This is a genomic window from Amycolatopsis bullii, assembly GCF_014654205.1.
Lineage (GTDB): Bacteria > Actinomycetota > Actinomycetes > Mycobacteriales > Pseudonocardiaceae > Amycolatopsis > Amycolatopsis plumensis.
The window spans coordinates 1-15,671 of sequence record NZ_BNAW01000058.1 but is presented as its reverse complement, the minus strand read 5'-3'; the positions used below and the strand labels follow the sequence as shown (position 1 = coordinate 15,671).

At 75.2% G+C, this 15,671-nt stretch carries 4 protein-coding genes; 2 read left to right on the top strand and 2 right to left on the bottom strand.

Annotation, left to right across the window (positions count from 1 at the left end; all coding sequences use genetic code 11):
- Window positions 1-2: 2 nt before the first annotated feature.
- Together IE317_RS38570 and IE317_RS38565 are read right to left on the bottom strand one after the other, a co-directional pair.
- Window positions 3-4,493, bottom strand: a complete 4,491-nt coding sequence (locus tag IE317_RS38570; RefSeq protein WP_191316319.1) for a type I polyketide synthase — start codon at window positions 4,491-4,493, stop codon at window positions 3-5.
- A gap of 28 nt (window positions 4,494-4,521) precedes the next feature.
- The gene (locus IE317_RS38565; protein WP_191316318.1) at window positions 4,522-12,537 is read right to left on the bottom strand and encodes an SDR family NAD(P)-dependent oxidoreductase; all 8,016 of its coding nucleotides are present in this window, start codon (window positions 12,535-12,537) and stop codon (window positions 4,522-4,524) included.
- Between the two features lie 483 nt (window positions 12,538-13,020).
- Here IE317_RS38565 and IE317_RS38560 point away from each other — a divergent pair, with 483 nt between their 5' ends.
- Window positions 13,021-14,250, top strand: coding sequence for a pyridoxal-dependent decarboxylase, exosortase A system-associated (locus IE317_RS38560; protein WP_191316317.1), 1,230 nt, complete (start codon window positions 13,021-13,023; stop codon window positions 14,248-14,250).
- A 16-nt stretch (window positions 14,251-14,266) separates the two neighbouring features.
- Window positions 14,267-15,671, top strand: a 1,405-nt coding sequence (locus tag IE317_RS38555) for an AfsR/SARP family transcriptional regulator (RefSeq protein ID WP_191316316.1), incomplete at its 3' end; no start/stop codon positions are given.

The following is a 15,671-nucleotide window of genomic DNA, read 5'->3' as shown; positions in this document are numbered from 1 at the left end:
CCTCATTTCCGGGTGCCGGCCAGGCGGCGGCGCTGGCCCCGCGCGGATCCGGTGGTGGCCGCCCGCGGGGCGGGGGCGTCGGTGTCGGTCAGTGCGGCGGCGAACGCGGCCACGGTGGGGTGGCCAAAAAGCACAGCCGGCGCGATCCGGCGGGCGAGGCGCTTCTCCAGCGCCGCCACCATGGCCATGCCGACCAGCGAGTTGCCGCCGAGGTCGAAGAACGGGTCGTGCACGCCGACGGCGTCGATGCCGAGGAACTCGCCCCAGACACCGGCGATGTCGGTCTCGAGCTCGCCGCGCGGGGCGGCGTACTCGGTGCGCAGCGGCGGCCGTGGATAGCGGGCCTTCGGGGCCGGTGCGGCTTCGAGCAGCCCGCCGAGGTCGTTGAGCGCGGCCAGCTCGCGGCGGGCCGTGGGCAGGTCCTGGCGCAGGGCCACGACCGTGCCGCGGAAGCCGTGACCGGCCAGCTTGTCGAGGAGCGCGCACCCGGCTTCGGCGGTGAAGCCGTAGCGGCGGCGGTAGGCGAGGCGGGCTTCGCCGGTCGCCGCGTCGGCCCAGGCGTCGTGCTGCCAGTGGCCCCAGGCGACGGTCACCACCTGGGTGGCCGCCGTGGACAGTGCGGCACCGTGGGCGTCGAGGACGCTGTTGGCCGCGCAGTAGTCGGCTTCGCCGATACCGCCGACGACGGTGACGATCGAAGAGAACAGGACCAGCCGCCGGGGCCGGGCGTCGAGGAGCGGCCCGACCGCGTTCACCTTCGGGGCGAGCGTGCGGTGCATGTCCTCGGCGGTGCGGCGCTGGGCGAGCCCGCCACCGGGCAGGCCCGCGGCGTGCACGATGGAGTCGAGCTCGCCGAAGCGGGCCTTGGCTTCGGTCAGGGCTTCGGCCAGTTGCTCCGGGACACCCGCGTCGGCCTTGAGCACCAGCACGTCGGCCTGGAGTTCCGCGAGGTCGTTCCGGTCGGCCTCGCCCGTGCGGCTGATCAGCACCAGCTTGCGGGCGCCGTGGCGGACGAGGTGCTTGGCCACGATCATGCCGAGGCCGCGGGTGCCGCCGGTGATCACGTGCGTGCCGCCCCAGTCCGGCGCGACGTCGTCGAGGGTGAGCTCGGTGTACTCCTGGACGCGGCGGCGGCCGCCGCGCCAGCCGGCGAGCACCGGTTCGGCGGCGGCGTCGTCGGTCCACGGCCGGGCCAGTTCGGCCAGGAGGTGCCCGGCCGGGGTGCCGGGTTCGACGTCGACACCGCGCCACCGCAGGCCCGGGTACTCGGCCCGGACACCGCGGCCGACGCCGTGCACCAGGGCGGCGTCCGGGTCGGTGAGGTCGCCGCCGGTGATCTCGGCCGCGCCGGTGGTGACGGTGAGCAGGCGGACGTCGTGGCCGTCGAGGGCCTGGACGGTCCGCAGGAGGTCGTCGAAGCCGCCGTCGTGGACGACGTGCACGGGCTGGGGGAGGTTCGCGGGGTCGGTGCCGACGGTCATCCCCGCCTGCGTGGCCAGCGTGGCGAGTTCGTCGTTCGTGGTGATCAGCGAGCCGTGGGGCGGGGCCGTGGGCCGGGTGGGGTCGAGGCGCCAGACCGGGGCGTAGAGCCGGCCGGTTTCCGCGGCGGGTTCGGCCGGCGTGCGGGTCGCCTGCGGCCAGAACTTCGTGCGCTGGAAGGGGTAACCGGGCAGGGACACGGTCCGGCCGCCGTTGCGCAGCGCGGTGAAGTCGATGTCCGCGCCGAGTTCCCACAGGCGGGCGAGGGTGTCCAGCAGCGCGGTGCCTTCGGCCGGGCGGTTCTCGACGGGCCAGGGCGCGGGCAGGGTGCCGAGCACGGCGGGCCGGGCGTCGGTGAGGTTCTGGCGGACGAGGCCGCCGAGGGTCTGGCCGGGGCCGAGCTCGACGTAGGCGTCGACGTTCTCGCCCGCGCAGTGCCGGACGCCGTCGGCGAACCGGACGGGGTGGCACAGGTGGCCGGCCCAGTACTGCGGGTCGATGGCTTCGGCGTCGGTGAGGACGGTGCCGGTCGCGTTCGACACGATGGGGATCCGGGGTGCCTGCCTGGGCACCGAGGCGACCAGCTCGGCCAGTTCGGTGAGGGCGGGTTCCAGCAGCGTGGAGTGGAACGGGTGGGCCGAGCGCAGGGTCCGCGCCGCGAGCCCGGCCGCCTTGAGTTGCCCGGCCGCGGTTTCGACGGCTTCGGGGGCTCCACTGAGGACGGTCATCTGCGGGCCGTTGAGCGCGGCGACGTCGACCTCCGTGTCCCGGACGGCCGCGGAGACCTGGTCCGCGGAAGCGGCGACGGCGAGCATCCGCCCGGCCGGCGCCTGCCCGATCAGCCGGGCCCGCCCGGTGACGACGTGCAGGGCGTCGGCGAGGGTGAAGACGCCGGCGAGGCAGGCGGCGACGTACTCGCCGAGGCTGTAGCCGACGAGCAGGTCCGGCCGGACGCCCCGGTGGGCGAGGAGCCGGGCGAGCGCGTACTCGACGGTGAAGAGGAGCGGGTGCGCGACCTCGGCGCGGTCGAGGAGGTCGTCTTCCGGGGCGGCTGCGAAGAAGGACGCCTCGATGGCTCGGGGTTCCGCGAAGAAGGCGGCTTCGAGGTCGACCCCGCACCGCTCGGCGGCGATGGCGCAGCACTCGTCGACGGCGTGGGCGAAGACGGGCTCATCGCGGTAGAGCTGCGTGGCCAGGCCGCGGTAGAGGTCCCCGACACCGGGGAGCAGGAAGGCGACCTTCGGAGCGCACGGCTTGCGGTGAACGCCGGGAGCCTGCGCGGCGGCGGCCAGCTGCCGGGCGGCGTCGTCGAGGCCGGTGGCCACGACGGCCCGCCGGTGCTCGAGGTGCGCCCGCCCCTCCCGAAGGGTGTGCGCAAGATCGGCGAGTGTGAGGCCCGCGTTCGGGGCATCTCGCGTGATCGCCGGGGCATCTCGCGTGATCGGAGGGGCATCACGCGTGATTGGAAGGGCATCACGCGTGATTGGAGCGGCATCAGCGGCGAGCCGGCCGAGGCGGGTGAGGTGGGCGCGGAGCGCGGCTTCCGACGCGGCCGAGACGGGGATCAACTCGGCGACCGGCGGCACCACTCCTGGTCGTGAGTGGGAAGGAGGGTTGGAACCCGCTTTTTCACTCACGACCGGGTGCGGCAGGTCGGTGGCCGGCGCGGCCTCCAGGACCAGGTGGGCGTTCGTTCCCGACCAGCCGAACGAACTGACCCCCGCCACCGCCGGGCGGCCGTGGTCCGGCAGGGGTGCCAGTTCCGTCGCGGGCCGGACCGACGCGCTCGCCAGCACCTGCTCGGCCGGGTCGTCCATGTGCAGGTTCGGCGGCACCTCACCGTTTTCCAGCACCAGGACCGTCTTGATCAGCCCGGCGATCCCCGCCGCCGTGTGGGTGTGGCCGATGTTCGTCTTCACCGCTCCGACCGTCAGCGGGCGGGAACCGGGGCGCGCGCCGAACACGTCGCCGAGCGCACCCAGCTCGATCTCGTCACCCAGCGGTGTTCCCGAACCGTGCGCCTCCAGGAAGTCGACGTCACCCGGTTCGGCCGAAGCGTCCGCGAGCGCCCGGCGGATCACGTCGACCTGCGCGCTGCGGTTGGGGGCCGTCAGGCCGTTGCTGCGGCCGTCCTGGTTCACCGCCGAACCCCGGATCACCGCGCGGATACGGTGGCCGTCGCGCAGGGCGTCGGACAGCCGGGCCAGCACCACCATCCCGCCGCCCTCGCCCATCATGTAGCCGTCGGCACTCGTGTCGAACGTGTGGCAGCGGTCGGTCGGCGACAGCAGCGCGTTGCGGCTGCTGTACACGTACAGGAACGGGTGCAGCGCCAGGAACCCGCCGCCGGCCAGCGCGTAGTCGCACTCGCCCGCCCGCAGTGCGCGGGCCGCGAGGTGCACCGCGACCAGCGTCGACGAGCACGCCGTGTCCAGCGAGAACGCCGGCCCGCGCAGGTCGAAGTGGTAGGCCAGCCGTCCGGCGACGACGCTGGCGAGGCTGCCCTGGCCCATGTACGGGTCCGCGTAGACGCCGGTGCCTTCGCGCTCGGCTTCCACCTGACCGTACTGGAAACTGTCGGAAAACCCGAGCAGCACGCCGGTGCGGCTGCCCCGCAAGCGCGGCGCCGGAGTGCCGGCGTCGTCCATCGCCTCCCACGCCAGCTCCATCAGCAGCCGCTGCTGCGGGTCCAGCCGCAGTGCTTCCTGCGGGGCGTAGCCGAAGAAGCCGGCGTCCCAGCCGTCCACTTCGGACAGGAAAGCGCCGCGGCGGCCGGTGTCCGGCGCGTGGTCGAACCGGCCGCCGGGGACGGGCCCGACCTCGGCGGCCCGGCCTTCGCGCAGCAGCTTCCAGTACGCCTCGACGTCGGGAGCGCCCGGGAACCGGCAGGACATGCCGATCACGGCGATCGGCTCGCTCTCGCGGGCCTCGTACTCGGCCAGCCGGCGGCGCGCGCCCGCGAGCTCGACCGTCGCCCGCTTCAGGTAGTCGCGAAGCTTGTCTTCGCCGGTCATGATCGAACCCCTATCCGTTCGCAAAACGTCACAGCTTGTCGATGAAGGCGAAGAGCTCGTCGTCCGAGGCGAGGTCGAGCGCGGGCTCCGCGCCGAGCCCGTCCAAGGCCTCCCGCAGCACGTCCGCCAGCCGGGCGCGGTCCTCGGCGCCGGCGTCGGCCAGGACTTCGCCGAGCGTGTCGCGCAGCCGCTGCGCGGGGTCCGGCGGCGGCGGGAGCAGCTCGCCGAGCAGGTGCGCGGCCAGCAGCTCGACGGTCGGGTGGTTGAACAGCAGCGACGCGGGCAGCCGCAGCCCGGTCCCGGCGCCGATGCGGTTGCGCAGCTCCACCGACGTCAGCGAGTCGATCCCGAGTTCGCTGAACGGCTTCGCCACCTCGACCGACGCCGGCGACCGGTGCCCCAGCGCCGTGGCGACCTCCGTCCGGACGAAGCCGGTCACCGTCGCGGCCGCGGTTTCGCGGTCCAGCCCGGCGAGCTGCCCGGGCAACCCGCCCGGGACCGGCGCGGCCGCGACGGCGCGGCGCACCGGCACGAGACTCCGCAGCACCGCGGGGACGTCGTCGGCCGCCCGCAGGGCCGCGGTGTCCCAAGTGGACGCCACCACCGTGCCGGAGAGGCCGAGTGCGGCGTCGAACGCGGCGAGTCCCTGCGCCTCGGTGATCGGCCGGACGCCGATCAGCCGCGAGCGGTCCGTGGCGGTCATCCCGGTGGTCATGCCGGTGGCCGTGTCCCACAGGCCCCACGCGATCGACACGCCCGGCAGCCCGCGGGCCGCCCGGTACTCCGCCAGCGCGTCGAGGGCGGCGTTGGCGGCGGCGTAGTTCGCCTGACCGCGGTTGCCGAGCACCCCGGCGATCGAGGAGAACAGCACGAACGCGGCGAGGGGCTGGCCTTCGGTCAGCTCGTGCAGCAGCCAGGCGGCGTCACGCTTGGGCCGCAGGACGGTCTCCAGCTGTGCCTTCGTGAGCCCGGTGACGGTCGAGTCGTCGAGGACCCCGGCCGCGTGGACCACTCCGGTGAGCGTCTCGCCGACCAGGACCGCTTCCAGCGCACTGCGGTCGGCGACGTCGGCCGCCACCACGCGGACGCGGGCGTCCAGCCCGGCCAGCCGCGCCGGGACGTCGCCGCCGCGGCGCGAGACCAGCAGCAGGTCCCGGACGCCGTGCGTGGTCACCAGCCGCTCGGCGACCAGGGCGCCGAGCCCGCCCGTGCCGCCGGTGACCAGGACCGTGCCACTCCCGAAGTCCACTGTGGAGGGATCGGTGGCGTACCGCGCCAGCCGGGGCACCAGCACCGCGCCGTCGCGGACGGCGAACTGCGGCTCGCCCGCCTCCAGTGCGGCCGCGAGGGACGCACCGGGCCGGGCGCCGGCGAGAGCGAAGCGGCCGGGGTGCTCGGCGATGGCCGAGCGCACCAGGCCCCACACCGGCGCGCCTTCGGGCGAGCCCGGGTCCTGCAGGAACACCAGCTTCGAGCCGTCGCAGCGCTCGTCGAGCAGCCAGCGCTGCAGCAGGTCGAGGACGGCGGGCAGCTCGTGCGCGGTGGTGAGCACGATCGGCGGCACGACTTCGGGCAGCTCGGTGCCGATCACCGTCCACTCGCGATCGGCACCGCCGCCCACCGCGGCCGGCGTCCATTCGACGCGGTACAGCTCCGCGGCGGCTTTCGCCTCGGCGGCGGGCCGCAGCAGCAGCGACTCGACGCCGCCGAGCGGGGTGCCCGCGGTGTCGTAGAGGGCGACTTCGACGCCGGTGGTCGCCGAGCCGGACAGCCTGGCCCGCACCGAGCCCGGCAGGGGCGAGGTGACCCGCAAGCCGCCGAAGGAGAACGGGAGGAGCAGCTCGGTGCCGTCGAGCACCAGCGCGTGCAGCACCGCGTCGAGCACCGCGGGGTGGGCGGTGAACTCCCCGTCGGCCGGGAGGTCCACCTCGACGTACCGGTCGTCGCCGTCACGCCACAACGCGGTGAGCCCCTGGAACGCGGGACCGTACCCGTAGCCGCGGTCGGCGAGCCGTGCGTAGGCGCCGTCGAGGTCGACCGGTTCCGCGCCGAGCGGAGGCCAGACGGGCAGGGGAGTGCCGGGTGCCTGCGCCGGGCTCACCGTGCCGGTCGCGTGCCGCGTCCACGGTCCGCCGCCGAGTCGCGAGTGGACGGTCAGCGGGCGGCGGCCGTGGTCGTCCGCGCCGCCGAGACCGACCTGGACTTCGACCGCGCCCGACGCGGGCAGCGCCAGCGGCGCTTCGAGCGTCAGGTCCTCGACGCTCCCGCCGCCGGCCGCTTCGAGGGCCAGCTCGGCGAACCCGGTGCCCGGGAACAGGACCGTGCCGCGGACCGCGTGCCCCGCCAACCAGGGCAGCGAGGTGAGGGACAGCTTTCCGGTGGCGACCAGGCCGTCGCCGTCGGCGACCGGGGTGGGGGCGCCGAGCAGGCCGCTTTCGCCGTCGGTGAGCCAATAGCGCTGTCGATCGAACGCCGAGGTCGGCACGTCCGGGTGGCGGGTGACCGGGCCGAGCAGCCGCGGCCAGTCGACTCCCGCGCCCCGCACGTGCGCCGCGGCCAGGGCGAGCAGGAACCGGCGGCGCCCGCCTTCCCCGCGGCGCAGGGTGCCCACGGCGGTGCCGTCGACGGCCGCGTCGGCCAGGATCTCCTGCACCGCGCCCGCGAGGATGGGGTGCGGGCTGACCTCGACGAACAGCGGCCGCCGGTAGCCGGCGAAGGCGCGGACGGCGGCGTCGAACCGCACCGGCTCGGCGAGGTTGCGGTACCAGTAGTCCGCGGTCAGCTCGGAGCCCGGGACGAAGCCGCCGGTGCAGGAGGAGCAGATCGTGGTCGCGGTATCGGCGGGGGAGAGTTCGCCGATCTCCTGGAGCAGGGCGTCGCGGACCGCTTCGACGTGCGGGGTGTGCGCCGCGTACGCCACCGGCGTGCGCCGGATCTGGACGTCCGCGCAGGCGGCCGCGAACTCCTCGATCGCGGCCAGCTCGCCGCCGACCACGGTGCCGGCCGGGCCGTTGTCCACGGCCGGCCACAGGCGCCCGGCCCACGGTGCCAGGCGCTCCCGCACCTGCGCGACGGGCAGGCCGACGGCGAGGATGCCGCCCGTCCCGTCCAGCTCGGCGGTGAGCAGCCGGCTCCGGACGGCGATGATCCGGGCGGCATCGGCGAGCGGCAGTGCCCCGGCCACGACGGCCGCGGCCAGCTCGCCCTGGGAGTGGCCGACCACCGCGGCCGGAGCGACCCCGGCAGCCTGCCACAGTCCGGCGAGGGCGACCATGACGGCGAACAGCACCGGCTGCACGACCTCGGTCCCCTCCAGGTCCGGCGTGCCGTCGGCGCCGGTGAGCACGTCGAGAACGGACCAGCCGGTGTGCGGGCGCAGTGCCTCGGCGGCCTCGGTGAGCAGCCGCGCGAAGGTGGCGTCCGCGGCGAGAAGTTCGGCGGCCATGCCCGGCCACTGGGCGCCCTGGCCGGGGAAGACGAAGACGGGGTTGGCGTCGCCCCCGGCGGTGCCGGTGACGAGCGCGGGGTGCGGGGCACCCTCGGCGAGGGATTGGAGGGCAGCTGCCAGTTCTGCCCTGTCTTCGGCGACGACGACCGCGCGGCAGGCCCCGGGACGGCGCCGGGCGAGGATCGCTCCGGTGGCGGCGATGTCGTGGTCGGTGGCGGTTTCGGCGTAGGCCCGCAGCCGGGTGGCGTGGGTGCGGAGGGCGGCGTCGGTGTGGGCCTGCAGGGGCCAGACGATCGGCTCGGCGGGCGCCGGCGCTGCGGGAGCGGCGGCTTCGATTCCGGCTTGGGCGGCCGGCGGTCCGGCCGGCGCTGCGGAGCCCGCGGCTTCGGTTCCGGCCTCGGCGGGCAGCGGTCCGGCGGGCGCCGGCGGGGTGGCGGGTGCCTGAGCTCGCAACCCCTCGGCCTGCGCGAGCTCTTCGGCCGGTGCGGCCTCCAGCACCACGTGCGCATTCGTCCCGCTGATGCCGAAGCTCGACACCGCCGCCCGCCTCGGACGGCCGTGGTCGGGCCACGCCTGGGCCTCCGACAGGACCTCGACCCGGCCGCTCGCCCAGTCCACGTGCGGGCTCGGCACCTCGGCGTGCAACGTCCGCGGGAGCGTGTCGTGGCGCAGTGCCTCGACCATCTTGATCACCCCCGCCACGCCGGCCGCCGCCTGGGTGTGGCCGATGTTGGACTTCAGGGACCCCAGCCACAGCGGCGTCTCGCGGTCCTGTCCGTAGGTGGCCAGCAGCGCGTGCGCCTCGATCGGATCGCCCAGCGCCGTTCCCGTGCCGTGGGCTTCGACCACGTCCACGTCCGCTGTGGACAGTCCGGCGGCGGCCAGTGCCCGGCGGATCACCTGCTGCTGCGCCTGGCCGTTGGGTGCCGTGAGGCCGTTGCTGGCACCGTCGGAGCCGGTCGCGCCGCCGCGCAGGAGCGCGAGCACCGGGTGGCCGTGGCGGCGGGCGTCCGACAGGCGCTCCAGCACGAGCATGCCCGCGCCCTCCGCGAACGCCGTGCCGTCGGCGTCCGCGGAGAACGCCTTCGCGCGGCCGTCGGCGGAAAGGCCGTTCTGACGCGTGAAGTCCACCAGGTTGCCCGGGGCCGCCATCACGGTGACGCCGCCCGCGAGGGCCAGCGAGCAATCGCCGCGGTGCAGCGCGTCGGCGGCCAGCTGGATCGCGACCAGCGACGACGAGCACGCCGTGTCCACCGTCAACGCGGGCCCGCGCAGCCCGTACGTGTACGCGATCCGGCCCGACGCCACGCTCGGGGAGGTGCCGGTGAGGCGGTGGCCGTCGACCAGCCCGGTCGGTTCGTGCAGGCGCGGGCCGTAGTCCATGGCCATCGCGCCGACGAACACGCCGGTGTCGGTCCCCTCGAGCGAGTCGAGCCCGGCGCGCTCGATCGCTTCGTGGCTGATCTCCAGCAGCACCCGCTGCTGCGGGTCCATGGCCAGGGCTTCGCGCGGGCTCAGGCCGAAGAACGCCGGGTCGAACCGGTCGGCGTCGTGGAGGAAGCCCCCGAAACGGGTGGCGCACGAGCCGGGCCCGGCGTCGCCGAGGAGCGTGTCGAGGTCCCAGCCGCGGTTCGCGGGCAGCTCCGTGACGGCCTCGCCGCCGGCGGCCACCAGGTCCCACAGCTCGGCCGGGGTGGTGATGCCGCCGGGGAAGCGGCAGCCCATGGCGACGATCGCGATCGGGTCGTCCTGCCGCGGCTCCACTTCCTCCGGAGGAGCGACGTCGTCCGGCTGCGCCCGCAGGTGCGTGATCAGGTGGGCCGGGGAGGGGAAGTCGAACAGCAGCGTGGTCGGCAGCTTGCGCCCGGTGGCGGCCTGCAGCCGGGTGCGCAGCTCCACCACGCTCACCGAGTCGAAGCCGAGGTCCTTGAACGTCGCCGCGGGATCGATGCCGTCGGCGTCGGCGTGGCCCAGGACGGCCGCGGCCGTGGCGAGGACCAGGTCGGCGACCTGCGCGGGATCGACGGCCACCGGGGCGGCCGCCACCTCTTCGCCGAGCCAGTAGCGGGTCCGCCGGAACGCATACGTCGGCAGGTCCACCAGGCGCGAGCCGGGCACCTCCCACCGCACGCCGGCTCCGGCGGCGAACGCCTCGGCCAGGCTGTGCCGCAGACGATCGCCGCCACCGTCGTCACGCCGCAGCGTCCCGACGACGGCCACCGCGCGGTCCTCGGCTTCGGCGGTCTCCTCGATGCTGCCCAGCAGCACCGGGTGCGGGCTGCACTCGACGAACCGCGCGCCCCCGGCCGCGAGGGCCCCGGCCGTCGCCGAAGCGAACCGCACCGGGCGGCGCAGGCTTTCGAACCAGTACTCGGCGTCAAGGCCCGCGGTGTCGAACGGCTCCCCGGTGAGCGCCGAAACGAAAGTGACCGAAGTGGACACCGGCCGCACCGGGGCCAGCAGCCGCAGGATCTCCGCCCGCAGCGGGTCGACCGCCGCCGAGTGCGACGCGTAGCCGACCGGCAGGATCTTCGCGCGATGGCCGTCGCCGGTGAGCGTGGTGTGCAACGCCGCCAGCGCGTCGGACGGCCCGGACAGCACCACCGACCGGGTGCCGTTCACCGCGGCCACCGACACCCCGGCCGGCAGCAGCGGAACGACGGTGTCCTCGGGCGCGCCGACCGACATCATCCCGCCGCCGCGCGACATCCCGGCGATCGCCCGGCTGCGCAAGGCGACCACGCGGGCGCCGTCGGAGAGGGACAGCGCGCCGATCGCGGTGGCGGCGGCGATCTCGCCCTGGGAGTGCCCGACGACGACCGACGGCGTGAGACCCGCGTCGCGCCAGACCTCGGCCAGCGACACCATCACCGCCCACAGCGCGGGCTGCACGACGTCGACGCGGTCGAGGTCGGCGGTCCCCGCGCGCAGGCCGCCGAACAGGTCGTAGTCCACGAACTCCGCCAGCGCGGCCGAGCATTCCGCCAGCCGGCGGGCGAACACGGACGAGTCGCGCAGCAGCGCGCGGGCCATGGCCGGCCACTGCGAACCCTGTCCGGGGAACACGAGCACGTCGGTGCCGTCGACGGTCCGCCCGGTCACGACGTTCTCCGACGGCGTGCCGGCGGCCAGCGACGCGAGGTCGTCGAACACGACCGCGCGGTGCTCGAAGAGCTCACGGGTGCGCAGCAGCGACCGGGCGACATCGCCGTGGGCGAGGTCCGGGTGCTCGGCCAGGTGGCCGGCGAGCGCCCGGGCCTGGGCGGGCAGGGCGGCGGCCGACCGGGCCGAGAGCACCAGCGGGACGTCCTCGGCGGCGACGTCTTCGGGCGGCGCGCAAGCCGGGGCTTCGGCCAGGACGAGGTGGCAGTTGGTGCCGCCGACGCCGAACGAGCTGACGCCGGCGACGAGCCGGTCCTGCGGCCGCGGCCAGTCCCGGGCCTCCCGCACGAGTTCGAGGTTCAGCGACTCGAACGGGATGGCCGGGTTCGGCGTCGCGAAGTTCAGGCTCGGGCTCAGGCGGCGCTCGGACAGGCACACCAGCACCTTGAGCAGCCCGGCGACGCCGGCGGCGCCTTCGAGGTGGCCGACCACGGTCTTCACCGAACCGACCGGCAGCGGCTCCGGGCGCTCGCCGGCGAACGCGGCGCCCAGTGCTTCCGCCTCGATCGGGTCGCCGACCGGCGTACCGGTGCCGTGCAGCTCGACGTACTGGACGTCGGACGGCGCGACTCCGGCGTCGGCGCAGGCCAGCCGGATCACCTCGGTCTGGGCCTCCGCCCGCGGGACGGTGAGACCCGCGCCGCCGCCGTCGTTGTTCACCGCGCCGCCCAGCAGCACGGCGTGGACGCGGTCGCCGTCCGCGAGCGCGGCGCTCAGCGGCTTGAGGACGACCAGGCCACCGCCCTCGCCGCGGACGTACCCGTCGGCGCGGCTGTCGAAGGTGTGGCAGCGGCCCTGCGGGGACAGCGCGCCGAAGCGATCCACGGTCTCGGTGCCCGCGGCCAGGAGGTTGAGGTTCACCCCGCCGGCGAGCGCGACGGCCGCGGTCCCGCGGCGCAGCTGCTCGGCCGCCAGGTGCACCGCGACCAGCGAGGACGACTGTCCCGAGTCGACGGTCAGGCTCGGACCGCGCAGGCCGAGCACGTAGGAGACGCGGTTGGCGATGAGGCTGCGGTGGGTGCCGGTGAGCGTGTGCGGCCCGGCGCCGAGGCGGTCGTGCAGCAGCGCGTAGTCGCCGTTGATCGCGCCGACCACGACGGCGGTGCCGCTGCCGCGCAGGGTGCCGGGCGCGATCCGGGCGTCCTCGCAGGCCTCCCAGGCCAGCTCCAGCACCAGCCGCTGCTGCGGGTCCATCGCCGCGGCCTCGCGCGGGGAGACGCCGAAGAAGGCCGCGTCGAATCCGTCCACATCGGACACGAAGCCGCCGCGCCCCGTGCCGTCGCCGTCCGGCCACCGGCCCGGCGGGACCTCGCCGACGGCCTCGCGGCCCTCGGCCAGCAACCGGCGCAGGCGCGCCGGACCGGCGGCGCCGGGCAGCCGGCAGGACATGCCGACCACCGCGATCGGCTCACCGGGAGCAGGCAGGGAAGACATAGTTCACCCATCGTCGGAAGGGGCGCGGAAATCGGGAAAAACGGTGGTGCTGACCGAATGGCACCGGTTCCCGGGAATTTCCGGGTGGCGCCGGTGGATTCCGATCGTGCGGGCTGCGCACCCCGTTCGTCAAGGGGTGTTCCCGGCGCCGGCGGTGGCAGGCAGGCGACGGCAGGAAGCTGCCACCGCGGCGCGCCACCCGGCTGGAGCAGCGCCGGCGGGTGACTGCGCCGAACGGTGTGGTCAATCGCCCTGACCTGCGGAAATGACCGTCCAGTCCGATGTGGATGTGTCACCGGAGTGACCGCGCGGACACAGCAGGTACACCTGGGTGCCCCCTTCCCCAGGTGGGTACCGAATCTGGGTGAGGACTACCCATGTCCGGGTGGGTGGGTAGTTGCTTCAGTGGTCCCCGTGCCGCCGGGAACTGCCGGTGGTGCTTTTCCGATAGCCATTTCCCCGTGCTCGAAGAAAAGGAAAGCGATGGCGAACACGACGGAAGCCGCGGCGGCGCCGTTCGGCCGTGCCGGCGGTGTGCTCACCGTGGGCGGCGTGCCCGTGGACCGGCTCGCAGCGCGGGTCGGCACCACCCCCTTCTTCGCCTACGACCGCTCGCTCGTCACCTCGCGCGTCGAGCGGGTGCGGGCCGCGCTGCCCGGCGACGTCGAGCTGAGCTACGCGGTCAAGGCCAACCCGATGCCCGCCCTGCTGCACCACCTCAGCGGCCTCGTCGACGGCCTCGACGTCGCCTCCGCCGGGGAACTGCGGCAGGCGCTCGACACGACCGTCCCGCCCGAACGGATCAGCTTCGCCGGGCCCGGCAAGACCGCCGCCGAGCTGGCCCGCGCGGTCGCCGCCGGCGTCACCGTCGAACTGGAATCCACCACCGAGCTCACCCGCGTCCGGGAGGCAGGCGACCGCCTCGGCCTCACCCCGCGCGTGGCGCTGCGGGTAAACCCGGACTTCGCGGTGCGCGGGTCCGGCATGCGGCTGGGCGGCGGCCCGCAGCAGTTCGGCATCGACGCCGAGCGCGTCCCCGCGGTGCTGACCGAGGTCGGCGCCGCGGGCCTGGACTTCCAGGGCTTCCACGTCTTCGCCGGCTCCCAGAACCTGCGCGCGGAAAGCCTGTGCGAAGCCCAGCGCGCGACGGTCGACCTGGTGCTGCAGCTCGCCGAGGCGGCGCCCGGCCCGGTGCGGTCGGTGAACCTCGGCGGCGGCTTCGGCATCCCCTACACCGCCCGCGACACGGCCCTGGACCTCGACGAGGTCGGCGAGAACCTGGCGAAGCTCCTCGACGTCTCGCTGCGGCCCGCGCTGCCCGAGGCACGCGTGGTGATCGAGCTCGGCCGCTACCTGGTGGGGGAGGCCGGGGTCTACCTCACCCGCGTGGTCGACCGGAAGGTCTCGCGCGGCACCACGTTCCTCGTCGTCGACGGCGGCCTCCACCACCAGCTGGCCGCGTCCGGCAACTTCGGCCAGGCCATCCGCCGCAACTACCCCCTGGAACTCGCGTCCGCCCCTCGCGGTCCCGAAGAGACGGTGACGGTGGTCGGCTGCCTGTGCACCCCGCTCGACCTCCTCGGCGACCGGGTTTCCCTGCCCGGCGCGGCGATCGGCGACCTGATCGCGATCTTCCAGGCCGGCGCCTACGGCCTGACCGCCAGTCCCACCGCCTTCCTCGGGCACCCGGCGCCGCCCGAAGTCCTCGTCTGACCCCGGAGGGAACACCGTGCAGACCACCGTGCCGACACCCGGAACCCCCGTGCTCCACGCCGTCCCCGACCAGGTGCCCGAACCCGGGTTCCGCGTCCTCGGCCTGCTCCAGGTCCGCGGCCGCGAGCCGGTGGCCGTCACCGCGCGCCGCCAGCAGGTGGTGCTCGCCCTGCTGCTGCTCAACGGCAACCGCGTGGTGCCCCTGGAAGTGCTGCTCGACGCGCTGTGGGGCGCCGAGCCGCCCGCGACGGCCCGGGCACAGGTTCAGACCTGCGTGTCGGCGCTGCGCCGGGCGCTGGCCAAAGCCGGGCTGGGCGATCGGATCTCCGCGCGCGGCAGCGGCTACTGCCTCGACCTCGCACCCGGGGAACTGGACCTGCACGAGTTCGAGACGCTGGTGGCGCGGGGGCGGGCGGCGCGGCGGCCGGAGGAGGCTCGCGCGGCGTTCCGCGAGGCGCTGGCGCTGTGGCGCGGGGAACCGCTCACCGGGATCGACAGCGGTGTCGTGCGCGCCCACCAGGTCCGCATCGCGCAGCGCCGGGTGGAGGTGCTCGAAGACTGCCTCGACGCCGAGCTCGAGCTGGGCCTGCACCGGGAGGTCGTCGGCGAGATCTCGGTGCTGACCGAGGAGTACCCGCTGCGCGAGCGGTTCGTGCTGCAGCTGATGACCGCGCTGCACCGGTGCGGCCGCCGGGTCGAGGCGCTCGCCGCCTACCGGGCCGTGCGCCGCCGCTTCGTCGACGAACTGGGCCTGGAGCCCGGCGCCGCGCTGCGCGAGCTGCACCAGGACATCCTCGCCGGTTCGAGCGAGGCGCCCGCGAGCGGCCGCGCGGTCCCGCGGATGCTGCCCGCGCGCCTGCCGTACTTCACCGGACGCGAGCGCCTGCTGGCGGGACTGCGGCGCGGCCTCACCGACGACGGGCCCGGCGCTGCCGTGGTCACCGTTCTCACCGGACGCGGCGGGGCGGGCAAGTCCGCCGTGGCGGCGGAGGCCGCGCACCGTGCCGCGCCGGCGTTCCCCGACGGCGTGCTCTACGCGCGGCTCGCCGACGAGGACGCCGCCGAGGTCCTGGCGCGGTTCCTGCACGCACTCGGCGTGCCCGCGGGAGAGATCCCCGAGGATCTGGACGGCCGTGCGGCGCTGTACCGCAGCGTGCTCGCCGGGCGCCGGGTGCTGACCGTGCTGGAGGACGCGGCGAGCCTGGCGCGCGTCACGCCCTTCGTCGCGGATGCCCGGGGCTGCCGGCTGCTCGTCACCACCCACGCCCGCGTGCCGTCGCTGCCGGGGGTGGCGGTGGCCGAGCTCGACGTCCTGGACGGGGCGGAGGGCGTCGAGCTGCTGTCCGCGCTCGTCGGCGAGGACCGTGTGACCGCGGAGCTGTCGGACGCGGTGGAGCTGGTCGAGCTGTGCGGTGGCCTGC

Bases quoted from the DNA above. Each gene is read 5' to 3' on its own strand.
- IE317_RS38570 (WP_191316319.1), bottom strand. From the start codon at position 4,493: ATGACCGGCGAAGACAAGCTTCGCGACTACCTGAAGCGGGCGACGGTC.
- IE317_RS38565 (WP_191316318.1), bottom strand. From the start codon at position 12,537: ATGTCTTCCCTGCCTGCTCCCGGTGAGCCGATCGCGGTGGTCGGCATG.
- IE317_RS38560 (WP_191316317.1), top strand. From the start codon at position 13,021: ATGGCGAACACGACGGAAGCCGCGGCGGCGCCGTTCGGCCGTGCCGGC.